The sequence below is a fragment of the Populibacterium corticicola genome, from assembly GCF_042683685.1.
Taxonomy (GTDB): domain Bacteria; phylum Actinomycetota; class Actinomycetes; order Actinomycetales; family Cellulomonadaceae; genus Timonella; species Timonella corticicola.
The window spans coordinates 291908-315765 of sequence record NZ_JBHUOP010000002.1 but is presented as its reverse complement, the minus strand read 5'-3'; the positions used below and the strand labels follow the sequence as shown (position 1 = coordinate 315765).

17 protein-coding genes are annotated in these 23858 nt (G+C 58.5%); 9 read left to right on the top strand and 8 right to left on the bottom strand.

All coding sequences use genetic code 11. The features are described from left to right. Nucleotides 1–44 precede the first annotated feature (44 nt). Nucleotides 45–1235: a DUF58 domain-containing protein gene (locus tag ACFSYH_RS05110; protein WP_377465553.1), complete on the top strand. Its 1191-nt coding sequence runs from the start codon at nucleotides 45–47 to the stop codon at nucleotides 1233–1235. After that, a complete protein-coding gene (locus ACFSYH_RS05105) occupies nucleotides 1232–3598 on the top strand; it encodes a transglutaminase family protein (protein WP_377465551.1) in 2367 nt (788 codons plus the stop codon). Before ACFSYH_RS05110 ends, ACFSYH_RS05105 begins: the two co-directional genes overlap by 4 nt. A 69-nt stretch (nucleotides 3599–3667) precedes the next feature. Here the strand turns inward: ACFSYH_RS05105 and mgrA are convergent, their stop codons facing one another. From mgrA to ACFSYH_RS05090, 3 genes are all read right to left on the bottom strand, one after another. Then, nucleotides 3668–4714, bottom strand: coding sequence for an L-glyceraldehyde 3-phosphate reductase (mgrA, locus tag ACFSYH_RS05100; protein WP_377465550.1), 1047 nt, complete (start codon nucleotides 4712–4714; stop codon nucleotides 3668–3670). A 418-nt stretch (nucleotides 4715–5132) separates the two neighbouring features. After that, nucleotides 5133–6899: a hypothetical protein gene (locus ACFSYH_RS05095; protein ID WP_377465548.1), complete on the bottom strand. Its 1767-nt coding sequence runs from the start codon at nucleotides 6897–6899 to the stop codon at nucleotides 5133–5135. A 170-nt stretch (nucleotides 6900–7069) separates the two neighbouring features. Beyond that, nucleotides 7070–8305, bottom strand: a complete 1236-nt coding sequence (locus tag ACFSYH_RS05090) for an ROK family protein (RefSeq protein ID WP_377465547.1) — start codon at nucleotides 8303–8305, stop codon at nucleotides 7070–7072. A 74-nt stretch (nucleotides 8306–8379) separates the two neighbouring features. On the opposite strand from ACFSYH_RS05090, the gene xylA reads away from it, so the two are divergent. Both xylA and ACFSYH_RS05080 read left to right on the top strand, forming a co-directional pair. Further along, entirely contained in the window at nucleotides 8380–9558 is a 1179-nt protein-coding gene (xylA, locus tag ACFSYH_RS05085; protein WP_377465546.1) for a xylose isomerase, read from the top strand. Nucleotides 9559–9562: 4 nt separating this feature from the next. Then, entirely contained in the window at nucleotides 9563–11002 is a 1440-nt protein-coding gene (locus tag ACFSYH_RS05080; RefSeq protein ID WP_377465545.1) for a xylulokinase, read from the top strand. 514 nt (nucleotides 11003–11516) lie between these two features. Here ACFSYH_RS05080 and ACFSYH_RS05075 read toward each other — a convergent pair. The 4 genes from ACFSYH_RS05075 to ACFSYH_RS05060 all read right to left on the bottom strand — a co-directional run bounded on the left by ACFSYH_RS05075 (nucleotide 11517) and on the right by ACFSYH_RS05060 (nucleotide 15352). Next, nucleotides 11517–12008 (bottom strand): tRNA (cytidine(34)-2'-O)-methyltransferase, encoded by a 492-nt coding sequence (locus tag ACFSYH_RS05075; protein ID WP_377466095.1) that lies wholly within the window; start codon nucleotides 12006–12008, stop codon nucleotides 11517–11519. 52 nt (nucleotides 12009–12060) lie between these two features. Beyond that, nucleotides 12061–12726, bottom strand: coding sequence for an NAD(P)H-binding protein (locus ACFSYH_RS05070; RefSeq protein WP_377465543.1), 666 nt, complete (start codon nucleotides 12724–12726; stop codon nucleotides 12061–12063). 65 nt (nucleotides 12727–12791) lie between these two features. Beyond that, a complete protein-coding gene (locus ACFSYH_RS05065; RefSeq protein ID WP_377465541.1) occupies nucleotides 12792–14540 on the bottom strand; it encodes a bifunctional 3'-5' exonuclease/DNA polymerase in 1749 nt (582 codons plus the stop codon). A gap of 83 nt (nucleotides 14541–14623) precedes the next feature. Beyond that, complete coding sequence (locus ACFSYH_RS05060; RefSeq protein WP_377465539.1) at nucleotides 14624–15352, bottom strand: MIP/aquaporin family protein; 729 nt, start codon at nucleotides 15350–15352, stop codon at nucleotides 14624–14626. 332 nt (nucleotides 15353–15684) lie between these two features. Here ACFSYH_RS05060 and ACFSYH_RS05055 point away from each other — a divergent pair, with 332 nt between their 5' ends. The 5 genes from ACFSYH_RS05055 (at nucleotide 15685) to arfA (ending at nucleotide 22173) form a co-directional block, all read left to right on the top strand. Then, nucleotides 15685–17160, top strand: coding sequence for a LacI family DNA-binding transcriptional regulator (locus ACFSYH_RS05055; protein ID WP_377465537.1), 1476 nt, complete (start codon nucleotides 15685–15687; stop codon nucleotides 17158–17160). A gap of 144 nt (nucleotides 17161–17304) precedes the next feature. Further along, nucleotides 17305–18198, top strand: coding sequence for a carbohydrate ABC transporter permease (locus ACFSYH_RS05050; protein ID WP_377466094.1), 894 nt, complete (start codon nucleotides 17305–17307; stop codon nucleotides 18196–18198). After that, a complete protein-coding gene (locus tag ACFSYH_RS05045; RefSeq protein WP_377465535.1) occupies nucleotides 18195–19061 on the top strand; it encodes a carbohydrate ABC transporter permease in 867 nt (288 codons plus the stop codon). Before ACFSYH_RS05050 ends, ACFSYH_RS05045 begins: the two co-directional genes overlap by 4 nt. 62 nt (nucleotides 19062–19123) lie before the next feature. Beyond that, nucleotides 19124–20473 carry an ABC transporter substrate-binding protein gene (locus tag ACFSYH_RS05040; protein ID WP_377465533.1) on the top strand — a complete coding sequence of 450 codons (1350 nt, stop codon included), beginning with the start codon at nucleotides 19124–19126 and terminating at the stop codon, nucleotides 20471–20473. Between the two features lie 188 nt (nucleotides 20474–20661). Continuing rightward, nucleotides 20662–22173, top strand: a complete 1512-nt coding sequence (gene arfA, locus ACFSYH_RS05035) for an arabinosylfuranosidase ArfA (RefSeq protein WP_377465530.1) — start codon at nucleotides 20662–20664, stop codon at nucleotides 22171–22173. Nucleotides 22174–22340: 167 nt separating this feature from the next. Here the strand turns inward: arfA and glpK are convergent, their stop codons facing one another. After that, a complete protein-coding gene (gene glpK / locus ACFSYH_RS05030) occupies nucleotides 22341–23858 on the bottom strand; it encodes a glycerol kinase GlpK (RefSeq protein WP_377465528.1) in 1518 nt (505 codons plus the stop codon).

Here is a 23858-nt window from a genome sequence, read left to right as displayed (position 1 = left end):
GGACACGTCCGAGGAGAGCCGGGAACAGCCAGCGTCCACGGAGGATGCTGCGGCCCAGGTCTCGTCCCACGCCTGAGATCGGTGTGGGTCACTGGTCGTTCGTACCGCTCGCCTGGGCGGCGCTGGGCGGCGCTGGGCTTTCTCTGTTTCTCGGATATCGCTATGGCTGGGCTGAAGTTCAGGCTGCCGGGGTGCTTGCGCTCGTTGTGGTCGCCTTTGCCGCGGCTCTTACGTTGGGTCGGGCGCGCTATCGGATCGAGTTGGCGTTGGGTGAGGAGAACGTCACGGTCGGCGAGCGAGCCTTTGGCCGAATCGATGTTGAGAATGCCTCGAAACGTCGTCTGTGGGCCTCAACGCTCGAACTACCCGTTGGTAGTGGTCGTGCTGAGTTCTCACTGCCGTCGCTTGGCTCGGGGCAGACACATGAGGAACTGTTTGCGGTACCCACCAGGAAGCGCGCGATCATCATCGTTGGGCCTGTCAAATCCGTACGTACCGACCCATTGGGGCTTGCCCGCCGCGAGGTCGTCTGGACTGAGGCGAAACATCTGTACGTTCACCCTCAGACCGTGCTCTTGCGTGGAGCCGCCGCGGGGGTGCTGCGTGATCTCGAGGGCCAAACGCTCAGGACAGTCACCGACAACGACATGAACTTTCACGCACTCCGGGAGTATGTCCCAGGCGATGATCGGCGGGCCATCCACTGGAAGTCGAGCGCCAGGAATCAGTCCCTCATGGTGCGGCAGTTTGAGGACACCCGGCGTACCCATACGGCGATAGTGTTCGAGGAGACGCAGTCGCGTTGGAACGACGATGCGTCGTTTGAGCTTGGGGTGTCGGTATTCGCATCGCTTGGGGTCAACACGATTCGTGGCGATGGGGACCGGACCTTGCTTGTGTCTGATCGGGTGCTGTTGAGCGCCACTCCCAAATCCTTCCTCGATTCCACATCCGCCATTGAGCCTGCTGTGGGGGAAGCCTCTTCTTGTGGGGCGGAACATCTGGCGCGGTATGCGCAGGACTGTTCTCTTGCGTTCATCGTCACGGGCGGTAGCGTGGACAGCGCGCAACTGAGGCAGGAGATGCGTAATCTCCCTCCTGGTGTCCGGGCCGTCGTGTTCCGGTGCGAGGCCGGTATCGAAGCGCAGATCCGCACGCATAGGCTCGTCACCTACGCACGTATCGGTTCCCTCGAGGAACTACCGCGCGTGCTGCGACAGGCGGTGTCCGCGTGAGTGTGACCGACAAACTCAGCCGCCAATTACAGGATGAGACCTCCGCCTTACGCGACTGGGCACCTCTTCGGGCAGTGATCGACGTATTCATAGCCGTGCTGTGCGTGGGTTTCGCGATGATGCCCATCCTGCCCGCCTACGGAACTCCTGCAGCGTTAACCGCGGTCATGGCGGGACTTATCGCTGCCATGGTGCCGGTCCTGTTGGGGGCATTCTTGCGGTGGCCGTTTCCGTTGACGATGCTTGTGGGAATCGCCTCCTACGTTGTGGTCGGCGGCACGGTGGCCTTCGGACGCGATCTCGTCTGGGGAGTCGTGCCGTCTGGGCAGTCCATGACGAGTATGCTCACGGGAACTGTCACGAGTTGGAAGGAGGCCTTGACGCTCGAGCCACCGCTCGGACAATCCGACGGCGTTCTGGTGTTGCCATTCCTGCTCGCATTCCTCGGTGCCTTTCTTGTCTCGTGGGTCGTCGGGTGGCGTAACTCCTGGCTGACCACAATCATCGCAACAGGCGTCGTCACGTTGGTGTTGATCACCTCGATCCTGTGGGGAACCCAGGAAACCGTGCTGGGATCCCACCTCGGCGTCGGGCTCTTCATGGTGTTGACCGTATGGGCAACCTGGCGGATGAAGGTCTGGCGACCACGTCGATGGGCCTCGATGAGCTTCTTCCTCGCTGCTGTGATTGCCGCGAGCACTGTACTCTCCGGGCAGTTCGCACCGCAGGCACCGCGATTCGTGCTGCGCTCCATTGTCATCCCACCGTTTGACCCACGCGATCAGATCAGCCCGCTCTCGCTCTACCGGCATTACGTCAAGGATCGTGCGGAAACGCCCCTTGTGAGCGTTTCAGGTCTCCCCGAAAATGGTCTCGTCCGGTTGGCCACGCTCGACGCCTACGATGGCGTGGTCTGGTCTGTGTCGGGAGATCAAAGCCGCGCTGGATCAGGTGCGTTCCGCCGGATCGGTGAACGCATCGAGCAGACGGCTCAGGGAGACCCCTACGATGTGCGGGTCAAGATTGAGGAACTGGACGGCGTGTGGACACCGACGATCGGTTACCTCTCCGCAGTCGATTTTGACTCGGGAAGCGTCACCGACTTCCGCTTCAACGACGCAACCGGTGCTGCCGTGACGATCGGCGGTCTCCGTCCTGGTACCTCGTACCGGCTTCAGGGGGTGCTCCCGGCGACACCGACCGATGAGGAACTGGGCGAGACCGGGGTGGGAAAGATCGCGCTCGCAGACGTTGCCAACATCCCAGACATCATCGCTCAGGAGGCAATCGCGATTGGACGGGAGGGCGCCAACGTGCCGCTCGTCATTCGCAAATACGAGGAGTATTTCCAGACTCGCGGGTATTTCAGTCATGGGGAGGCAACCGGTGGGTATCCGTCCCTGTCTGGCCACGGAGCCGACCGCATGGACGATCTGTTCTCCGCTGAACTCATGGTGGGCGACGCCGAGCAGTATGCGTCGGCGATGGCTCTGCTTGCCCGGTCGCAGGGTGTGCCCGCACGCGTTGTGGTTGGGTTCATTCCTGAAGAGGGAGCTTCAGACGTCACATTCACGGGTGCTGACCTGAGCGCATGGGTTGAGATCTATTACAACGAGTATGGATGGGTCCAGTACTTCCCGACCCCCCCATCTTCGCAGACCCCAAACGCATCTCAACAGGAAAAGGACCCTGAACCAGAGCCCGAGGCTGTTCAGTTGCCGCCAGATCCCCGGCCACCGGCTACGCCACCGGCCGTGAACACCGAGGATACCGAAATCGATGCTCAAGAGGACCCGATAGACGAGTCATACGACTGGTTCGCGATAGTCCGGATCACTGCGGTGGTTGGTATCCCGCTCATCCTGTTGCTCGCTGGACCGCTCATCGTGATCGCGTTGAAAGCCCGGCGCAGAGGACGGCGCAAGCATGCTCCCGGACAGTTAAGCGTCATCGGCGGCTGGCAGGAAACTCTTGACGACGCCTTTGATCTGGGTATCCGTCCCGAGAAGGATCTGACTCGTCGAGAGGCAGCACGCTTCATCGAGACAAGCCAGCCGCAGGTGCCGATGCGTCGACTCGCGGACACGGCTGATCGGGCTCACTTCTCGCACGGAGAGTGGAGTGCGGTCGACAGTGAGCAGTACTGGCTTCAGGTCGAGGAAAGCCGTCGGGCGCTCGCACGTTCCGTGTCGTGGCGTAGACGCGTGTTCGCCAAGGTGTCGCCAGCATCCCTGAGAGCGCGTAAAGCACAGCGGAAGGCCGACGCCGAGGCGGCGAAGTTAACGGCGGAACTATTTGAGCAGAGCACCACGCCAGGGCAGCAGAAGTCTGTCGAGCAACGCCAATGGAGTCACGCTCCCTAGGCTGACTCGATGAAGAGAGGGAGGACAACCCCTGCAGGGGTTGTCCTCCCTCGACCTGTAGACGTTCGCTCAGCGGACAGTGCCGTCGATGGCGAATTCCTCGATTGCCTCAAGTTCCGTCTGGCTCAACGCGGGTGCTCGCAGAGCACCCGCGGTGTCCTCAAGCTGTGCGACCGAGGACGCGCCGACGAGCACTGAGGTGACCCGCTCGTCGCGAAGAATCCAACTCAGTGCGAGTTGCGCAAGGCTCTGACCCCGCGCTGCCGCGATCTCGTTGAGTCCACGCGCACGTGACAGGTAGGTGTCTGAAATCTTCTCAGGTGTGAGGAAGTGCCCCACCGAGGCGCGTGAGCCGGATGGAACCGAACCGTCAAGGTAGCGATTGGTGAGCAGTCCCTGAGACAGCGGTGAGAAACAGATCATGCCGATACCGAGTTCGTTGACGGTTTCCAGCAGCGACTGCCCTGTCTGTTCACCGGAGGACTGGCCAGCGTCGGGGAGCTCGACATGACGATTGAACATCGAGTAACTGGGCTGGTGGATCAGTAGCGGTGTACCCAGTTCCGCGAGGATCTCGGCGGCACGGCGGGTTTGCGCCGGGGTGTAGTTTGAAACGCCCACATACAGTGCCTTACCGGAGGCCACGGCCGTGTGCAGAGCCCCCATCGTCTCCTCGAGCGGGGTCATGGGATCGAAGCGATGCGAGTAGAAGATATCGACGTAGTCGAGGCCCAAGCGGGTGAGCGACTGGTCGAGTGAGGACAGGAGATACTTGCGCGAGCCGCCGTCACCGTACGGACCGGGCCACATGTCGTATCCGGCCTTCGACGAGATGACCATCTCATCGCGGTACGTCCGGAAATCGGCTGCGAGATGGCGGCCGAAGTTCTCCTCAGCGCTGCCGTAGGGCGGACCGTAGTTGTTGGCGAGGTCGAAGTGGGTGACACCGAGGTCGAACGCACGGCGTAGCACTGCGCGCTGGGTGTCGAATGGTGTTGTGTGTCCGAAGTTGTGCCAGAGCCCCAGCGACAGTGCCGGGAGGTCGAGGCCGCTGCGGCCCGTGCGCCGGTAGGGCATGGAGGTGTAGCGGTCCGCATGTGCGTGGTAGGTGTTCATTCCTCCATTGTGGCGCATGGTCCCGCCTGTGTGCGGTTACGCAGGTCCATTGTCGACGAGTCGGCTGGGCCGGGAGAACTCCTACCGACCCAGCCGACTCGTCGCTAAGCGGCTCAGACCTCACTCGCAATACGCCCAATCACTTGAGAGTGTGCAGATATTCACTCGCAGTGCTTGCGAGTGAATATCTGCACACTCTCAAGGGGAAAGAGGGCATCCGAGTGCACTCTCGTCGGAGCACTGGGAAACGTTGTTGAACTGTGATCAACAATTGGGGGCTCTCGGCGTCAGCGGTGACTATGGTAGAGATGCCTGAGGTTCAATGGCGAGCCTCGGCGCCTTCTTAAGCGGTGGAATTGGCCCACACAGGAACGTGATGACCTGGTTGGGCCAACTCCGCAGCGTTCCACGAACCGTGTCAGACGACAGCAGCCTGCCAGCGTAGTGCAAACTGCTCGAATGTATCCACCCGGGCTGTCCGCTGCGAGAACCATGCGGGAGACGCAAATGGAATGCCCGCGCGATCAAATGCACGGCCCCATTCGTGCGCCTGTCCGACGGCAATGGCATACGGCAGGTAGCGGAGGAACACATCCGGTGTCGGTTCGCCTGCAAATGCGGAGAGGCCGTCTTCCTCAAGCTGTTCAAAGCTGCGCTTGAGCCCTGCCACCTGTTCAGCGTAGGCTCGGCCAACCGGCGTGCGCTGAACTCGGCGCGCCTTGCGGGCCGTTGCGTGATCTACCGGCGAAAGCGTGAGCCCCTGGGCGTGGATCTCCTGCCCTATGAGCGAGAGCACCTCAAGGAGTTTTGGTGCGCATGCCGAGTGCAGTGAATGTGCCTCGAGTGTGGTCGCCTTACCGAAGATGTCATCGAGCAGTGCGGTTTCCACGGATGTCAGGTCGGATTCCGAATCGCTGTTGAAACGTTCGAAGGTCCACGAGTCCGTGCCACGCTGTGGTGGTTCCTTCTCGTTCGACGAGTGGAGGGTGACGCGCACGTGATCGCGCTGGGCAAGGCTGCTGAGCACTGCGGAAAGATCGAGCCAATTGACCTCAAGGCTCAGGATCGGACCAACGAAGGCAATGGGAAGTCCAGCGGGTATCGCCGTGGTGGCGGGAACGTTGAGTGTTTTGGACACCGGGGTGGCGCCAGCGGTGAGCCAGGCCTTCTTGCTGGCGGTTGTGCCGCGTGACCCTGATGTGGTGGACGAATCTGTCCGTAATAGCTCGGGGGCTTGTGCGGATGCGGCCTCGGCATCCGTGGAACCGAGGTTGGGGAACGAGAGGTCTGGGCGCTCACGAGTGAAGTATGCAAACAGCGTGGCAATCACGCCGACGGCGACCAGTGCAAAGGCCGGCAGCGCGAGACCCATCCCGCTATCGAGGCCGAAGTCGATGTTCTCGGACCAGGTGGGGTCGAACTCATCCGTGGAGGTTCCGCTGTTCTCTGCATCTTGATCGATGTCAGGTTCAACAACGGATATTGAGGAATCGGTGTGGATTGTGCCCTGGGGGAACTCGCCGCGCACGATCACGGTTGAATGCACAGAAAGGTCTGAACCGCGAACCACACCGCTCCGCGGGTTCGCCCGGCAGGTTGCCTCCGGCTGGCCAACGTCAGGTTCTGGAGTGTCATCTGGGCCGGGATCGGAGGACCAGCCGAGAAGCGACCCGTCATCACGATGCACGGCGCAGCGCAGCACGGTCGCGGGGTTGCCTGCAGTGAGGGCGAAAGTGAGGGCGTTGAACTCTCCACCACCTGAGGCGAGAGGTGCCCAGTAGAACTCGTTCGGGTCTGATCCGTAAGGCGAACCGGCGCTGGTCGCACCGGTCACGACGTAGGAGAACTCCACTGTGACGTATTGCGGCAGTGAGGTCGCCTCACCGGTGGATTCGTCTGCCGGGGGAACACCGATGGTCGCGAGAAGCTGATGGGCATCGTCTGCGACCGTGAGGGTCAACTGGGCATCAGGGCTCGTGGCCACGAAGTTGGTGTATTCGAACTTTCGCCAACTGGCCTCAGCGCGGGGCACAAACAGCGGCAGGGCGCGGGTGAAGGTGCCCGCGCTGGCTTGGGTGTCCCACACGAACTCCTCGGTGACACTTGTGCGTCCATCGGCGCGTGCCTGTGCCGAGATCCTGAGCCGTGGTTCCGGCTCATCGTCGAGGCTCGCGGTAGCCCACACGGGTGGTATGATCCCAACTGCAAAGATGGCGAGAAGGATGGTGCTCAGTGCACGGCAGACCGCCAGGCGGCGGGAAACATGGGGAATCAAGGGCTCACGCAATCACAGGGTTTGTAACCTTCAAATGGCTTACATTCTACTGGTGACTCGTACGTGTTGAGCGAGGCGGGTCAGTATCCCCGAGCCTCCTCAAGCCAGGGAGCGGGGTTGAGGTACACCGCCCGCATGACGCTGGTGGCCGCGCCGATCATCGCGGAAGAAACACCGACGGGGGCGGGCAGGACATTGAACTGGGCCCAGGGGGCGGCAACGACGTGTGTCACCAGGCTCTTGGTGACGATCGGGATCAACAGATCAGCCAGGGGGTGGAAGAAGCCGCCGAGAACGATCATGTGGATGTCGATCAGGTTCACGTAATCGGCCAGCGCTCGCCCGAGGGCCTCGCCCGCCGTTTCAACGGCGGCGATTGCCGCTGCGTCACCATCCTGCACGCGCGTGACAAGGGTGGTGGCCGGGGTGTCGTCGTCAAGGCCCGCGTTGCGCAGGATCGCCAGGAGGCCAGCGTACTGCTCAAGGCAGCCTCGTGAACCGCAACTGCACTCGGGGCCGGAGGGGTCGATTGTCAGGTGGCCGAGTTCGCCGCTCCAACCGCGTCTCCCGAGGAAGACGGCGCTGTCCTGCACGATCGCGGAACCGATACCGACTTCGGCGGAGACGTAGAGGAAGGTGGTCAGGTTTGCGAGTGCGACCTGGGCAAGGCCACCGAAGTTCGCCTCGTTGCCGATCCCAATTGTGACGTTGTGGCCTGTGCGAAGGTACAGGGCTTCACTGATGGGCCCGGTGTTGACGGGGTTGAGGTCATGCCAGCCGAGATTCGGCGCGACGCGAAGGATGGACCTGTTTGGGTCGATAAGGCCTGGCAGCGCGATATTGACGCCCGCGATGACTGGGCGACTGCGTCCGGGGGTGAGGACGGATTTCGTGGCCGTTCTGACAAGTGAGACGGCTATCTCCGCCAGTTGATTCATTACCTCGTCGGGATTGGATCCCTGAAAATCACCCTCCACGATTATCTGGCCGTGCTCTGTGCCGCTCAGATCGACGATCGTGCCGCCTAGGTAGTGCACATTGACCTCCAGTCCGATTCCGAAGAACGTTCCGGTGGCGGGGACGAGGGGGACTGCTGGGCGTCCGGCTTTCTTTGAAACCACTGGTGGCAGTTCTGCGACCAGTTGGGAATCGACAAGCAGGTCGACTAGCGACGATACGGTTGCGCGGGTAAGGCCGGTGCGTGCCGAGACGGTCGCGCGGGAGATGGGTGCATCGGACGTGAAGATCTCTTGGGCTACAAGTGCGAGGTTGCGTTCACGTAGGGTGTGTTGCCCTGATGCATTGCTGACAGTCATGGTGTTGACCTTACCGAAAACCATGTATAAGTTTAACCGTACAACAAATTGACTCTCGACGAGGAGACTCCGACATGGCTCAGCAAGACATCAACTTTTCCTTTGGCCTGTGGACGACTGGCTGGACTGGCCAGGACCAGTTCGGTTCAGCGAGCCGTGCACACCGCAATCCCGCAGACGACGTCCGCAAACTAGCCGAACTCGGCGCTTGGGGGTTCACCTTCCACGACGACGACGTCGTGCCATTCGGCTCCGACGACGCAACTCGCGCGAAACTCCTCGGTCAGGTCAAGGATGCAGCCGAGGAAACCGGACTCACCATCGAGATGGTGACCACCAACCTCTTCTCCCACCCCGTATTCAAGGACGGTGGCGTAACCTCAAACGACCGCTCCGTACGCCGCTTCGCACTGCGCAAGGTCCTGCGCAACGTTGACCTCACCGCAGAACTCGGAGCCAAGACCTTCGTGATGTGGGGTGGACGCGAGGGCTCCGAATACGACGGCGCCAAGGACCTGCACGCAGCGCTTGAGCGCTACAGGGAGGGCGTTGACCTCATCGCAGGCTACATCAAGGAGAAGGGCTACGACATCAAGATCGCCCTTGAGCCAAAGCCAAACGAACCTCGCGGTGACATCTTCCTGCCAACCGTCGGTCACGCGCTCGGTTTCATCGCGGAACTCGAGCACGGCGACATCGTCGGCCTGAACCCAGAGACCGGCCACGAGCAGATGGCGGGCCTGAACTACACCCACGGCCTCGCACAGGCCCTGTGGGCAGACAAGCTCTTCCACATCGACCTCAACGGTCAGCGTTCCATCAAGTTCGACCAGGACCTCGTGTTCGGTCACGGCGACCTGCTCTCCGCCTTCTTCACCGTTGATCTTGTGGAGAACGGCTTCCCGGCATCCCCGAACGCGCCACGCTACACCGGTCCAAGGCACTTCGACTACAAGCCATCGCGCACCGAAACCGTCGAAGGGGTCTGGGACTCGGCTCGTGCAAACATGGAAACCTACTCCCTGCTTGCCGCCAAGGCAAAGGCCTACCGCGAAGACCCAGAGGTCAAGGCCGCAATGGAACAGGCTGGCCTGTTCGAGTTGGCAACACCAACCCTGGCTGCCGGTGAAACCGTCGCTGACCTGCTCGCTGACACCGCATCGTTCGAAGACTACGACGCCGACGCGGCCGCACAGCGTTCCTTCGGTTTTGTGCGCCTCAACCAGCTTGCTCTCAAGCACCTGATCGGCTGAGTCCATGGCACGTCTTGTCGCTGGCGTCGACTCGTCCACGCAGTCGTGCAAGGTGGTCATCCGCGATGCGGAGACCGGAGCGCTCGTTCGCTCCGGTTCCGCGAAGCACCCCGACGGAACCTCGGTCCATCCCCGGTTCTGGTGGCAGGCCTACCAGGAAGCCGTCGCAGCGGCTGGTGGACTCGACGGAGTCGAAGCAATCGCGGTTGGCGGGCAACAGCACGGACTCGTCGCACTCGATGAGAACGGCGAGGTCATCCGCGATGCACTGCTGTGGAACGACACCCGTTCCGCCGGTGCGGCGCTTGACCTGATTGCGGACCTCGGAGATGCCCGCGATGGTGATGGAGCGCAGGCCTACGCCTCGGAGATCGGCGTGGTGCCGGTGGCATCCTTCACCGCGTCCAAGGTGCGGTGGCTGCGCGACAACGAACCCGAGAACATGGCCCGCGTCGCTGCCATCGCACTGCCACACGACTGGCTCATGTGGCAGATCATCGGGGCCGGGGGAGAACCGGGTGCAGCCCGCGATCTGTCTGCCCTTGCAACGGATCGCTCCGACGCATCGGGGACGGCCTACTTCAACTCTGTGACCGGCTTCTATGAGCGAGAGCTGTTTGAGTTGGCTGCGGGACCGGGCACGTTTGAGCGGATCGTGCTCCCCCGCATCCTGGGCCCGCGCGAAAGCGCTGGAACAACCCCGGATGGGATCGTTGTGGGACCGGGGGCCGGAGATAACGCAGCCGCTGCCTTCGGGTTGGGCGCAGCCGCAGGCGATATCGTCCTGTCGGTGGGAACGTCCGGTGTGGTGTCGGCCGTTTCCGCGCGCCAGGTGTGTGATGTGACGGGAAACGTGGCCGGGTTTGCTGCGGCAACCGGTGATTTCCTGCCACTCGTGTGCACGATCAACGCCTCACGCATCTTGGATGTGGCACGCCGCATCTTGGGTGTGAGTTACGACGAACTGGCTCAGTTGGCACTGTCCGCACAGCCGGGCGCTGGCGGGCTCGTGCTTATTCCCTACTTTGAGGGGGAGCGTACGCCCAACCGGCCAGATGCGACCGGAGCGCTGCACGGGATGAGGCTCGAGAACACAACCCCGGCGAACATTGCCCGCGCAGCAGTTGAAGCGCTGTTGTGCTCGCTCGCCGACGGCATCGATGCTCTGCGTGAACTCGGTGTGGAGGTGAAACGACTGCTCCTCATCGGGGGAGGGGCGCAGTCACCCGCGACCCGTGCACTCGCGCCCGCAGTGTTCGGGCTTCCCGTCACGGTACCGGCTGCCGGGGAGTATGTGGCGGATGGTGCGGCACGCCAAGCCGCATGGACCCTGCTGGGAGGCTCCGAACCGCCTGCGTGGCCATTGGCTGGAGCGCAGGTGTTTGAGGCTGAACCTACTCCGGTTGTGCGGGAGCAATACGCTGCGGCCAGGGACAAGCTGTAGAGTTCTGACGCACTGACAGGTGATGGGCCACAATCGGTGGGGCCAGATTGGTCCACAGGCACATGTAAAAACCGTGTGCCCGGGCCAAAATCGCCCCACCGACGGCACTGAGCTATCCCACGCGTCTTTGCGTCAATCCAGAAAACGTAAAAGGGTCCGAAGCAGATCAACTGCTTCGGACCCTACGTGTTAGTTGGAGCCGGTTTCATGCTTGATGCAACAGGCACGCGGCACGGTGGAAAGAGTCAGTGGCGGAGCGGCTGCGTGCGCGTGCTCGGTGTCTGTTCCACGAATAAGCCGCTCTAATCGGAAAGGTGCAGCCACGAGGCGCACCAGGACTGAGAGAACCATCTAAGAACTCCTTCATCCGAAGGGTGCAGTCAACTCATGCAACTGTCCGCAGTAGCGGGAATCGCAAAAAGTGATGCCGGACACAACATTGTTGTTGCGTCTCATCTTCTCACTCGCTGTTCTCGCCCACCAAATCGCAGGATTAAGTCATATTTACCTGCGACTAGACTGCCTCAGCGAAACCGTTTTGACGCCAGGCCTCATAGACGGCAATGGATGCCGCATTCGTGAGGTTGAGTGATCTGAGGGACGGCAGCATCGGGATGCGCAACTCAGCGGTAATACGAGGGTGGTTTAGCACCGCTTCATCGAGGCCGGTTGGTTCAGGACCGAACACGAGCAGATCTGTTGGCTCATAGGCCACGTCTGTGAAACTGGTTGTGGACCGGGTCGTGAACGCAAAGACCCGAGAGGTAGGGTACAGGTCAACGAGAACATCGAAGTTCCTGTGCACATCCATGACCGCAAGATCGTGGTAGTCCAACCCCGCACGTTTGAGCTTGGGCTCGGAGAGATCGAATCCAAGAGGTTCCACCAAGTGCAGCCGGGCTCCCGTGATGGCCGCGAGCCGGATGGCATTTCCTGTGTTGCCTGCGATGCGTGGCTCGTGGAACACGATGTGGGGAACACCGGATGCTCCGGGCTTGCGGGCGATGGGGGGTTCAAACGGTGGTTGCGTACTCACAATCCACCATTATCCACCCTTCCTAGCGCGGGGCGGTCGCCTCCGCGATGGCCTGCACAATCGGCACCGAGCCATTGACAAGTTCCCACTGCCTGCCGATGGTGGCGTCGTTATCGATGGCTGCGGCGATCACCGCCGCGACATCGCCGCGGGTGATGGGGCCTGTATCCACCTGTCCGCCGAGTTCGATGGATCCGGTCGGTTCCTTGTCCGTGAGCTGCCCGGGACGAAGGATGGTCCACTTGAGGCCGGATGCGCGCAAGGCCTTGTCCGCCTGCGCCTTCGCATCGACGTAGGCTTCCCACACGGCGCTTGAGTCCTCAGGCGTTGGTTCATCGACACGTATTGCCGAGACCTGGATGAAACGTTGAATGCCAAGATTTGAGGCCGCCATCTGCGAGGACAGCGATCCTTCCAGATCAACGGTCCGCTTGCGTTCGATACTTCCATCTGGTCCGCCGCCAGCACTGAACACCACGACATCCACGCCCTTGAGGGCATACTCAAAGTCTTGGAGCGTTGCGTTCTCGATGTCGAGGACGCGCATGGTTGCGCCCAGTCGCTCAAGCTCCTCGCGGTAGTCCTCGGACCTAACCAGGGCAATGGGTGTGTGTCCAGCCTCGACAAGCAGAGGATGGAGTTTCAGGGCGATTTTTCCGTGTCCGCCCACCACCGCGATTGAACTCATCTCTCGACCGTATCAGTTGCCGTTGCACCTTTCTTGTCCGACAGGACCTCACCCTCACCCCCAAATCACGATTTCGGATTGGCATAGGTGCGGCTGATCGTGGCTGACACCGGAAACTCGACATCGGTCTGGCCAAAGAGCGTATGCCCCGCCTCTCGTGCCGCATCATGCACGGCCTGAGCAACCTGCTCGGCAATACCCTCAGGAGTGTGGATGAGGATCTCATCATGCAGGAAGAACGCGAGGTGCGGTCCCACTGTCACAGGGTCAGGGCGGAACGGTCCCGCAGTGGTATCGCCCTCTGCGATGGAGCCGAGGGCGTCAGGATTGGCGACGCGGGGGCTGGTTTCCAGCGTCATCTTGCGGAGACGCTGGCGTACGCCCGCCATCCACAACAGCGCCCATTCAGCCGCTGTCCCTTGACAGATGAAGTTCCGGGTGAAACGTCCGTACGAGCGAGCCCGCGTTCGACGGTCCTGTGAGAACTCGGCGTCATCCCCCTCGACCGTGTTGCCAAAATGTCCGGGCAACGACGTGCGCCCGAGCCAAGTGTGAACAGTTCCACCCTGTTCACCCGCACGTGCGGCACCCTCCACAAGATCCATGGCCCGAGGGAACGCGATCTTGAACTTGGGAAGCACCTGAGCGCTCACCCCCGTGGTTCCGCCGTACATCGCGCCGAGCATTCCGTACTTCGCGTGCTCCCGCGACTCCACCACGCCCGCATCGGCGATTCCCTGATACATGTCATGCCCACGTCCGGCCGAGGCCATTGCGAGATCACCGGACATCGCAGCCAGAATCCGTGGCTCCAACTGAGCGGCGTCCGCGATCACGAACGTCCACCCAGGATCGGCAACGGCAGCCGGGCGTACGAAGTGCGGGAGTTGCAGAGCGCCACCACCGTCAGCACCCCAACGACCCGTCACCACACCACCGGGAACATAGACCGGTCTGAACCGCCCCTCCCTGATCCACTCATCCATCCACGTCCAACCGTTCGCGGTCATCATGCGATGCAGTTTCTTGTACTCAAGCAGCACGGGCACCACGGGATGTCTGAGGTCTCTGATCTCCCACTTCGCCGTCGACTTCACATCCAGCCCCGCGCTGTTGAGCGCCCTGAGCAGATCCTTGGGGGAGTCGGGGTTGAGATGCGGGGAATCCAGCGACTCGCGGATCTGCTCAGCGAGGCGCTCCAACTTGACCGGGCGTATCCCGAAGGCCGGACGTGGTCCGAGCGCCTGAGACAGCAACGAGTCGTGTATCCCCACATCCCAGGGAACCCCCGCGTGAGTCATCTCCGCAGCAATCAGACCACCTGCGGACTCGGCAGCCAAGAGATAGGTGAGGCGCCCTCGACGTTCAGGGCTGGCAGAACCCAGTACACGCATCTGTCGGCGATACTCCGCGATCGGATCGCCGAGAATCGCCGGGGAGGTGTCAAATAGCGCATCAGAAATCTCGGGCGGAGGGCAATTCCACGAGTCTGCCTCCTGGCGCTCGGAATCCTCCAGGGGAGAGAAGGGAGAACGGTTAGTCCATCGGTTATTGCGCAGGATCGCTCGGGCAAGACGCAGGTCGTGAGCGCGTTCGATGCGCACACCTTCGCGTAGCAGCCGGGTATAGATGATAGAGGTGTCCGCCCAGATCCACCGTGGCGTGCACTCACGTTCCAACTCGGACACCCACTGCGCGAAAGAATCGGCTGGAACGTGGGTTTCGTCGCCAATCTCTAGCTCGCCGGTGGCAAGCACGGACACCCGGATCGACCTCACTGAGCCGTCCGGTAACTCCACCACCACATACTGCATATCTACATTGTGCAGTGCACCTCTGACATCGAACTAGGGTACCGGTGCATCGTAATTCTGTGTGAGGGGATACCGTTGCCAGATCACAGCATAGAAGCCAGCAGGGCACCGAAGGCTGCGCCACAAAATGGTCCTACGATGGGAATCCACGCATAATCCCATTCGCTAGATCCTTTGTTTTTCAACGGAAGAACTGCGTGAGCGAGACGTGCCCCTAGATCACGGGCCGGGTTGATGGCGAACCCGGTGGGTCCACCAAAACCTAAACCGATGGCGATAATTACTACGGCAACGGCTAGAGGTCCTAGCCCAGATGTCGTGTAATTGGCGACTAGGAGCCACAACACCAATACAGTAGTTGCGATGATTTCGGTCACAAGGTTCCACCACGGACGACGGATTTGCGGGGTGGTTGCGAAAATACCGAGCGACTTTTCACGAGAAACCAAGGCAAAATGTGGCTGATACGCCAGATAAGTTACCCAACAGCCAACAAAAGCGCCCAAGAGTTGGCCCGAAAGGTAGAGCGTTGCGTTACTGACGTTTACTGGGATTCCCGGTGCAAATTCAGACCCGTGCAGGGCTAAACCGAGAGTGACCGCTGGATTGAGATGAGCGCCGGTCTTGTACGCAACGTGAGCAGCGGTGAATACTGCAAATCCCCATCCAAATACCGTTCCAACCCATCCCGCGTTAAAACCTTTCGTGTGTCGCAACGTGCCATTTGCTCCCACGGAGGTCCCTATGGCTAGAAGAACAGTTGTGCCGAGGAACTCGGAGAAGAACACCTGCCAGGGCGTCAGGTCGTGCATAGGGTTATCCATATCGGGTTAGGTCAAGAACTGAAAACGAGAGTTGGGTTCACAGTGGGCTACGGTCCACTGTGGGCGTAGTGGGGAAGTTGATGACTATTCATCAAAGGTACTCGGATCCAGTGCAGCTTTTTGCGCCAAACGGCCCAGTGCAGTGCCCAAGAGTCAAGTGCTCGTGCCTAAGTTCGTCCAACAAGGTAAACAGGTTCCTACGCAGCCGAGTATGGGCGCTCCGGTGAACACCAGTTATAGCTCAAGCCTGTTTGTTTTCGGTTTGTTTTCGGTTTGTTTTTTCTTGACAGGAGTAGCATCATAGTGACATGGAGCCAGTTGTGAAGAACATCACCAAAACGAGCGATACGCTAGCGCCGATTCATCAAGTTGTTGCCACCTTGAACGAAGCGTTCGGGCCTGCGCTGGTTGTACAGATGTCGGGGATGAAAGATCCAAAGGCTCCGTTCCGCTGGGCGAAACCCGGGGCAACCATGCGTCCTGAACCCGAACGGAATTTGCGGTTCGCGCATCGCGTGTATACAAGTTTGATAACACACTGCGATCAGCAAGTGCTTCGCGCTTGGTTTGTGAGCTCTTGCGCTACGCTCGGCGAAGACTCGCCGATAGTTGCAATCCGGGATGGGCGACACAAAGAAGTGTCCCAAGCAGCAGCGCAACTGACACAGGAACCCGATGCGGACAATGCAGAGCAGCCTGCTGAAGCGAGTGTTGTTCGCATAGATGTGTCTGATGAAACTGGATTTTATCCCACCTCACTGTTTTCCAATGCGATTGATAGCGGCGGCGCCCCTGCAACCATGCGAGATGTTGCAGAACGCTCAGGTGTTTCAATCAAGACCGTCTCGAATGTTGTCAACGGCAGTAACAAGGTGAGTTCGCATACGCGGGCGAGAGTGCAAAAAGCGATCAGCGAGCTCGGCTATCAACTAAATATGACGGCACGCAGCCTGCGCCGGGGCCGCACAGGAATGATCGGATTGATCTTGCCGGAACTCAGAGTTCCCTATTTCGCTGAGCTCGCTGACTCCGTGCTCAAAGCCGCTGAAGCACAAAATCTCACCCTCTTGATTGAACAAACTGGTTCTCTTGGTGAGCATGAGGTCGAGGTGCTCTCCAGCCCGCGTCGCCGATTCACAGACGGCGTCTTGTTTTCTCCTGTTGCCCTAGACCCAAGATTTCACCCGGAACTGGATGTCGACTATCCACTGGTTTTACTAGGGGAACGTATCTTCGATCCACGATATGACCATGTGACCATGGCAAATGTGGAGGCATCGAAAAAGGCAACGGAACTGTTGGCGGCAAAGGGGTGCCAACATATTGCGCTGCTTGGCTACCACGAGAACGACATCATGAGCTCTGCGAGATTAAGGTTCGAAGGCTATTGCCAAGGACTGAAAGCGGCTGGCCTGCCTTTTGATCCCAGACTCCTGGGTACAGCTGGACGGTGGGTTCGCTCCACAGGGCTTACCGCAATGAATCAGGTTCTTGACTCCGGCGTTCCGGTCGACGGTGTATTCGCCATGAATGATGCTTTGGCTTTGGGTGCACTTCCTGCGCTACGCAAGCGAGGTCTGAGGGTGCCAGAAGATGTCGCAGTTATCGGGTTTGATGACATTGACGACGCTCGCTACTCAGATCCGCCGTTGAGCAGCGTTGATCCAGGGCGAGATGAGATCGCAGCGCGCGCAGTTGATCTCCTAGTCAGCAAAATCGCAGGTAGAGCGCGTGAACCCGAGCATATAGTGGCCCAGTTTTCCGTGGTGGAACGCGAATCTTCAAAGCGCATCTGAGCTGAAAGCTCAAGGCCAAGGTCGCCTATGCGATAGATCACATTTTGGTAAACGTTTACCTCTGCCCTTGTGCTTACTGTGTCTATCGTTGTAATTTCTCGTTACAACGATGTATCAACGCATGCTCAACGAGGAGTTGATGTGATGAGACTGCTGTATTCGCAAAAAGCAGCCCCGTACCTATTTATCTTGCCGTTTATTATCACTTTTGGGGTTTTCTGGGCGTTCCCCTTGGGGCGATCAATCATCATGAGTGGGCAAAATATCTTGCCCAATCAAGTTGAGAACATAGGTCTCGACAACTACACGAGGCTCTTCGGTGACAGGCTCTTTTGGCTCGCGATGGGGAACTCTCTTCGCTACACCGCACTCACACTACTTCTGCTCATTCCGATCCCCTTGGTGCTTGCCGTACTTGTTAACTCCAAAATCGGCTCACCAAAAATCAAGGCCATTTTCAAGTCGGCAATGTTTATCCCCGCGCTCACAAGTGTTGTCGTTGCGGGTATCGTGTTCCGACTGATGTTCTCAGAGTCCAGCACCGCGCTAATGAACCAAATTATCGGCGTATTTGGTGTAGATCCGGTTAAATGGCTAAAGAACGACCTGACTGGTCTTGCCGCATTGCTAATAGTTGCTCTGTGGCGGTGGACTGGTGTGAATATGATGTACTTCCTAGCCGGGTTGCAATCAATCGCTATCGAGTACTACGAGGCAGCGCGGATTGACGGCGCAACGCGCTGGCAGCAATTCATCTACGTGACACTACCGCAACTTAAGCCAACGATTATCTATGTCGTAACCATATCTGTCTACGGCGGTATGGCTATGTTCCTTGAAAGTTTTATGCTCTACGGAGGAAACAAGTCTCCCCAGAACATTGGTTTGACCATTGTCGGCTACCTGTATCGAAAAGGTGTGGAAGATAATGACCTCGGATACGCGTCCGCTGTCGGTGTAGTCCTACTTGTGGTGATTCTCACGATTAACCTGACTCAACTCGCGCTGAGCGGATTGTTCCGAAAGGAAGCCCGATGAAAAGCATAGGAACAGAAGAAAACAAAGTGCGTAACGGATCGCGCGCAGCACGAATCGGACTATTTGTATCATTTGCGATTGTCTCCGCTCTTGCTCTCGTCCCTTTCTGGGCCATGCTGGTAGGTACTTTCCAAGATGGCGACATGCTCATCCGTCACGGACTCAACCTCGGACTGGATCCCAATGCAGCGCATCTGAACAACTACGTCATGTTGTTTACCGATTCGGGGCCCTATTTCCGGTGGTTCGCTAACTCACTGATTTTGACTGCAATTCAAGTTGCTGGAACCCTTCTGATTAGTTCATTCGTTGCCTACGGGTTTGCGATGTACAACTTTAAGTTCAAGTCTGTCATGTTCATTTTGGTGTTGGTCCTCATGACCATCCCGTTCGAAATGCTCATGCTTCCTCTGTATGTCCAAGTAAATGCTATGGGTATGGCTGACAACTATGCGGCGATTTTGCTCCCGTTCTTGGCGCAAGCCAGTACCATCTTTTTCTTCCGACAGTTTATGATTGGGCTTCCTCAGGAAATTCTTGAAGCCGGTCGTGTGGATGGTGTCACTGAATTCGGTATATTCTTCCGTCTGATTATGCCGCTTTTAAAGCCCGCAATGGCTGCAATGGCCATTTTGAATGGTATGGCGAGTTGGAACAACTTTCTATGGCCGCTCTTGGTTCTACGTTCGCCAGAAAAGTATACTCTGCCAATAGGTTTGAATACTTTAATGACCCCTTACGGGAACAATTATTCACTCCTAATCGTTGGCGCGTTCTTTTCGCTCATACCAATTCTGCTTTTGTTCTTGGCGTTCCAAAGATTCTTTATCGAAGGAATGACCGCTGGAGCAGTTAAGGGATAATTTCCTGCTGTTCAAAACCCTGTCCCATCAGTTCACACAGTGAGTATCAAAGGAGAAACACCATGACGTGGACCCGAAAGCTGGCTGCTGTCTCAGCAGCGGCAGCAGTTGCACTGACCGCAGCCTGCACTCAGCCAAGCCAGACTGAACCGACCAAGGAGTACACCTCCACGGTTGACCAAAAAGCAAGTGACACCGCCACCACACTGAGCCTGTGGACCTTCGTGGAACTGCACGGTCAGTACTACGAGACCATGGCGGGCTACTGGAACGAGGCCAACCCAGACCGTCAGGTCAAGGTGGAAATCAATGTCATGCCTTACGACGACATGCACAACAAGTTGCAACTCGCGCTCAACTCGGGCACGGGACTTCCAGACCTCGTGGACATCGAGGTTTCCAAATTCCCAAACTTCACAAAGGGTGAGCCTGCACTCGAAGATCTCACAGCTGCAGCAGCACCGTATGTTCAGGACTTAGTGAAGTCCCGTTTGGATCTCTACTCCAAAAACGGGGCACTGTATGGTTTGGATTTCCACGTGGGAACAACAGTTGCCTACTACAACACCGAACTGCTCGAAGCCGCTGGAATCGATTATTCCACCATTGAGACGTGGGACGACTACAAGGCGGCAGGTGTCAAGTACAAGGAAGAGACGGGCAAGACCTTCGCAACCGTTGACACTTCAGCAGCTTGGCAATCCAACCTGCTGCTCGCGCAGTTGGGGGGAGACTACCTAGATTCTGACGGCAACGTCACCGTGGATTCGCCCGAGGTCATCAAAGCATTCGACATCCTCAAAGACCTGCAGGATTCCGGTGCTGCTGACGTCCCTCCTGGCGGACAGCCAGACACCGAAGAAGCCTATGGTTCAATCAACAATGGTGACTTCGCCGCGATGGTTATGCCTTCATGGTTCATGTCGCGTTTCACTGCCTACATGCCTGAACTTGCAGGAAAGGTTGCAGTAGCTCCTGCCCCGGTAGTTGAAGGGGCGGTCTCTAAAACAGTTGGCGGTGGCGGAACAGGAACTGCAGTGCCATCAGCAGGAAGCAACACGGAACTAGCCTCTGAGTTCATTGCTTTCGCAAAGTTGTCTAAAGAAGGAAACATCGAGATTTGGAAGACTCTGGGCTTCGATCCACTGAACACATCTATGTGGACAGATGAGTCGATCATCCGGGACCCAGAAAACGAAACTATTAAGTACTTCAAGACCAACCCTTTCGACGCGTTCAACGCAGTGAGTGACTCGATTGGTCTTCTCGTGTCGGGAACCAGCCCGAACTTCCCGTCAGTGAACAACACTTTGACGACAGAGACTTTGAACAACATTTTTGAGTCGGGAACTCCAGTCGAAGAAGCCCTTAAGCAGGCAGCGACCGACCTTAGAAACGAGCTTGGACAGTAAAGACTGTCCTGAAGTTGCAACGCCTTGTGGTTGCTATGTAGCTCACAGGACCGCCTGCAGGCGCGCGTGGAATGCCGCCTGCAGGCAGGCCATATGCACACAACGACAACTCACTAGTTTTGTTGTCGATCATCCATTGCTCATCATGTTCGGTGTTGAGCATAGATCTTGAATTGGGAGTATCAGAAATGACTACCGCTCGCGCGACCGTCGATCCAGCGTTCATTGTCGGACCAGTACGGCGCCGCACATTCGGTTCCTTCATCGAACATCTGGGCCGATGCGTCTACACAGGTATTTATGACCCGACGCACCCCTCAGCCGACCAAGACGGTTTTCGGGCAGACGTTATGGAACTCGTTAAAGAATTGGGTGTCTCCACGGTCCGTTATCCGGGCGGAAACTTCGTGTCAGGTTTCCGTTGGGAAGACAGCATTGGACCAAAAGAGGACCGGCCACGGCGCCTCGACCTTGCGTGGCACTCCACCGAACCAAACGAATTTGGGCTTGATGAGTTTATGCGTTGGTGTAAAAAAGCTGACGTTGAACCCATGATGGCGATCAACTTGGGTACGCGTGGTGTTGCTGAGGCAATTGACATTCTGGATTACTGCAACATTCCAGGGGGAACCAGCTGGTCCGATGAGCGCCGCAAGAATGGTGCCGAAGACCCCTATCGGATCAAGATGTGGTGTCTCGGAAATGAAATGGACGGCCCATGGCAGACCGGGCACAAAACAGCTGAAGAGTACGCTCGTATCGCAACAGAGACAGCGCGTGCGATGCGTCAAGTCAACCCTGACTTGGAACTCGTTGCATGCGGGTCGTCAACCTCCGATATGACAACGTTTGGTTCTTGGGAGTACACGGTCCTCAGCGAAGCCTATGAGCAGGTCGACTACATCTCAGCGCACGAGTACTACTACGAAGACAACGATGATCTAGCGTCCTTCCTAGCTTCTGGGCACAAGATGAGCAACTTCATTGAATCAGTGGTTGCCACTGCCGATGCAGCACGTGCAGCCGGCAAACACAAAAAGCGGATCAACATTTCATTCGACGAATGGAACGTGTGGTATCAGAAAGCAACCCCATCACAGCCTCCAACGGGTGATGACTGGCCGATCGCCCCAGCGTTACTGGAAGACCACTACAACGTTGCCGACGCCGTTGTAGTAGGAGACTTGCTGATCACGTTACTACGGCACACCGACCGAGTACATTCAGCATCCCTAGCGCAGTTGGTTAACGTGATTGCGCCGATCATGACAGTACCTGGCGGAAAGACGTGGAAACAGACCACATTCCATCCCTTTGCTTTGACAGCTAAGCATGCTCAGGGTGAAGTTCTTCAAGTAGCGCTGAAGTCGCCAAAGATTCACACTGAACGCCACGGCGAGGTCGATGCACTGACCGCAGTGGCCACCCACAATGAATCGACTGGCGAAGTCGTGGTGTTCGCTGTCAATCGTTCCATCGACGATTCAGCCTCCCTGGAACTGAACCTTAGTGGGTTTGGTGACCTCGAAATCGTTGAGGCCTTGACCTACTTCAACGATGATCCGTACTGGAAAGCTTCGCCGGAAGACGACACCTCTGTAGTGCCGGCCGTGAACGAAAGTGTCGCTCTGAGCAACGGACAACTCGATGCGCACTTGCCTGCGGTGTCATGGTCGGTGATTCGCCTAGCGAAGATATAACAAAGGATCGGGTAAAACCAGGGGCGGCTCCCATCTCGGATGAGATGGGAGCCGCCCCTGCATTACGTTTCAACCGACCAGCGGGTAACCCGGCGCACAGTCTCTTACCAGTTGGCGAACAGTGAAAGCCAAGACTCACGCCACCGCAGCACGGTGCGAAACGAAAACTACTTCACGTCGCCGTCAACCCAGTCGAGAGTCTTCGAGACGGCCTTCTTCCAGTTGCGGTACTGGCGAGCACGCTCGTCCTCACTGTCCGCAGGCGACCAGCGCTTGTCCTCTGCCCAGTTGTTGCGGACATCGTCCTCGCCGTTCCAGAAACCGACAGCGATACCAGCAGCGTATGCCGCACCGAGAGCCGTGGTCTCGGCGACCTGCGGACGGATGACCTCAACGCCAAGCTGGTCAGCCTGGAACTGCATGAGCAGTTCGTTGGCGACCATGCCGCCGTCAACCTTGAGTTCGGTCAACTCCACGCCGGAGTCGGCGTTCATCGCGTCAACGACCTCGCGGGTCTGGAACGCAACAGCCTCAAGAGCAGCACGAGCGATGTGGTTCTTGTTGACGTAACGGGTCAAACCAACAAGCGCACCGCGTGCGTCTGGACGCCAGTGTGGAGCGAACAGGCCGGAGAACGCAGGAACGATGTACGCGCCACCGTTGTCGTCTACCTTGTGTGCAAGGTATTCAACGTCCTTGGCGTCCTCGAACAGGCCAAGGTTGTCGCGCAGCCACTGGATCAGCGAACCGGTCACAGCGATCGAACCCTCAAGTGCGTACACTGCTGGAGCGTCACCGATCTTGTAGCACACGGTGGTGAGCAGGCCGTTCTCGGAGTGGATTGGCTCGGTTCCGGTGTTCATGAGCATGAAGTTACCGGTTCCGTAGGTGTTCTTCGCGGTTCCCTTCTCGAAGCACGCTTGACCGAAGGTCGCAGCCTGCTGGTCGCCAAGGATACCGGAGATGGGCACACCGGGAACGAGGCCGCCCTTGCGTCCGTGACCGTAGACCTCGGAGGACGACTTGATCTCTGGGAGCATCGATCGGGGCACGCCGATGGCCTCGCACATTGCGTCGTCCCACTCAAGGGTCTCGATGTTCATGAGGAGCGTACGCGAAGCGTTGGTGACGTCAGTGACGTGGACGCCGCCCTCGGTGCCACCGGTCATGTTCCACAGAACCCAGGTGTCGGTGGTTCCGAAGAGCAGGTCGCCGCGTTCTGCTGCCTCACGGGCACCCTCAACGTTCTCAAGGATCCAGCGAACCTTTGGACCCGAGAAATAGGTGGCGAGCGGCAGACCGGTGACCTTCTTGTAGCGGTCGGCACCCTCATCGCCGGCGATCGTGTCCACGATCTTCTGGGTGCGGGTGTCCTGCCAGACGATTGCGTTGTAGACGGGCTTACCGGTGGTCTTGTCCCACACCACCGCGGTTTCGCGCTGGTTGGTGATACCGACTGCCGCAACGTCTTCGTAGGTTGCGTTTCCACGGGTCAGCGCCAGGCCGACGACCTCGCGTACGTTGTTCCAGATCTGGTCTGGGTTGTGCTCAACCCAGCCTGCCTGAGGGAAGATCTGGTCGTGTTCGAGTTGGCCCACCGAGTGGATGGTGCCTTCATGAGTGAACAGAATTGCACGCGATGAGGTGGTTCCCTGGTCGATCGCGAGGACATACTTCTTTGACAT

What these genes read in the sequence shown, in the direction of transcription:
- mgrA (WP_377465550.1), bottom strand. Translation starts at nt 4,714, where the DNA reads ATGAACACCTACCACGCACATGCGGACCGCTACACCTCCATGCCCTAC.
- ACFSYH_RS05050 (WP_377466094.1), top strand. Translation starts at nt 17,305, where the DNA reads ATGAGACTGCTGTATTCGCAAAAAGCAGCCCCGTACCTATTTATCTTG.
- ACFSYH_RS05090 (WP_377465547.1), bottom strand. Translation starts at nt 8,305, where the DNA reads ATGACTGTCAGCAATGCATCAGGGCAACACACCCTACGTGAACGCAAC.
- ACFSYH_RS05065 (WP_377465541.1), bottom strand. Translation starts at nt 14,540, where the DNA reads ATGCAGTATGTGGTGGTGGAGTTACCGGACGGCTCAGTGAGGTCGATC.
- ACFSYH_RS05040 (WP_377465533.1), top strand. Translation starts at nt 19,124, where the DNA reads ATGACGTGGACCCGAAAGCTGGCTGCTGTCTCAGCAGCGGCAGCAGTT.
- ACFSYH_RS05060 (WP_377465539.1), bottom strand. Translation starts at nt 15,352, where the DNA reads ATGCACGACCTGACGCCCTGGCAGGTGTTCTTCTCCGAGTTCCTCGGC.
- arfA (WP_377465530.1), top strand. Translation starts at nt 20,662, where the DNA reads ATGACTACCGCTCGCGCGACCGTCGATCCAGCGTTCATTGTCGGACCA.
- ACFSYH_RS05045 (WP_377465535.1), top strand. Translation starts at nt 18,195, where the DNA reads ATGAAAAGCATAGGAACAGAAGAAAACAAAGTGCGTAACGGATCGCGC.
- xylA (WP_377465546.1), top strand. Translation starts at nt 8,380, where the DNA reads ATGGCTCAGCAAGACATCAACTTTTCCTTTGGCCTGTGGACGACTGGC.
- ACFSYH_RS05070 (WP_377465543.1), bottom strand. Translation starts at nt 12,726, where the DNA reads ATGAGTTCAATCGCGGTGGTGGGCGGACACGGAAAAATCGCCCTGAAA.
- ACFSYH_RS05110 (WP_377465553.1), top strand. Translation starts at nt 45, where the DNA reads ATGCTGCGGCCCAGGTCTCGTCCCACGCCTGAGATCGGTGTGGGTCAC.
- ACFSYH_RS05080 (WP_377465545.1), top strand. Translation starts at nt 9,563, where the DNA reads ATGGCACGTCTTGTCGCTGGCGTCGACTCGTCCACGCAGTCGTGCAAG.
- glpK (WP_377465528.1), bottom strand. Translation starts at nt 23,858, where the DNA reads ATGTCAAAGAAGTATGTCCTCGCGATCGACCAGGGAACCACCTCATCG.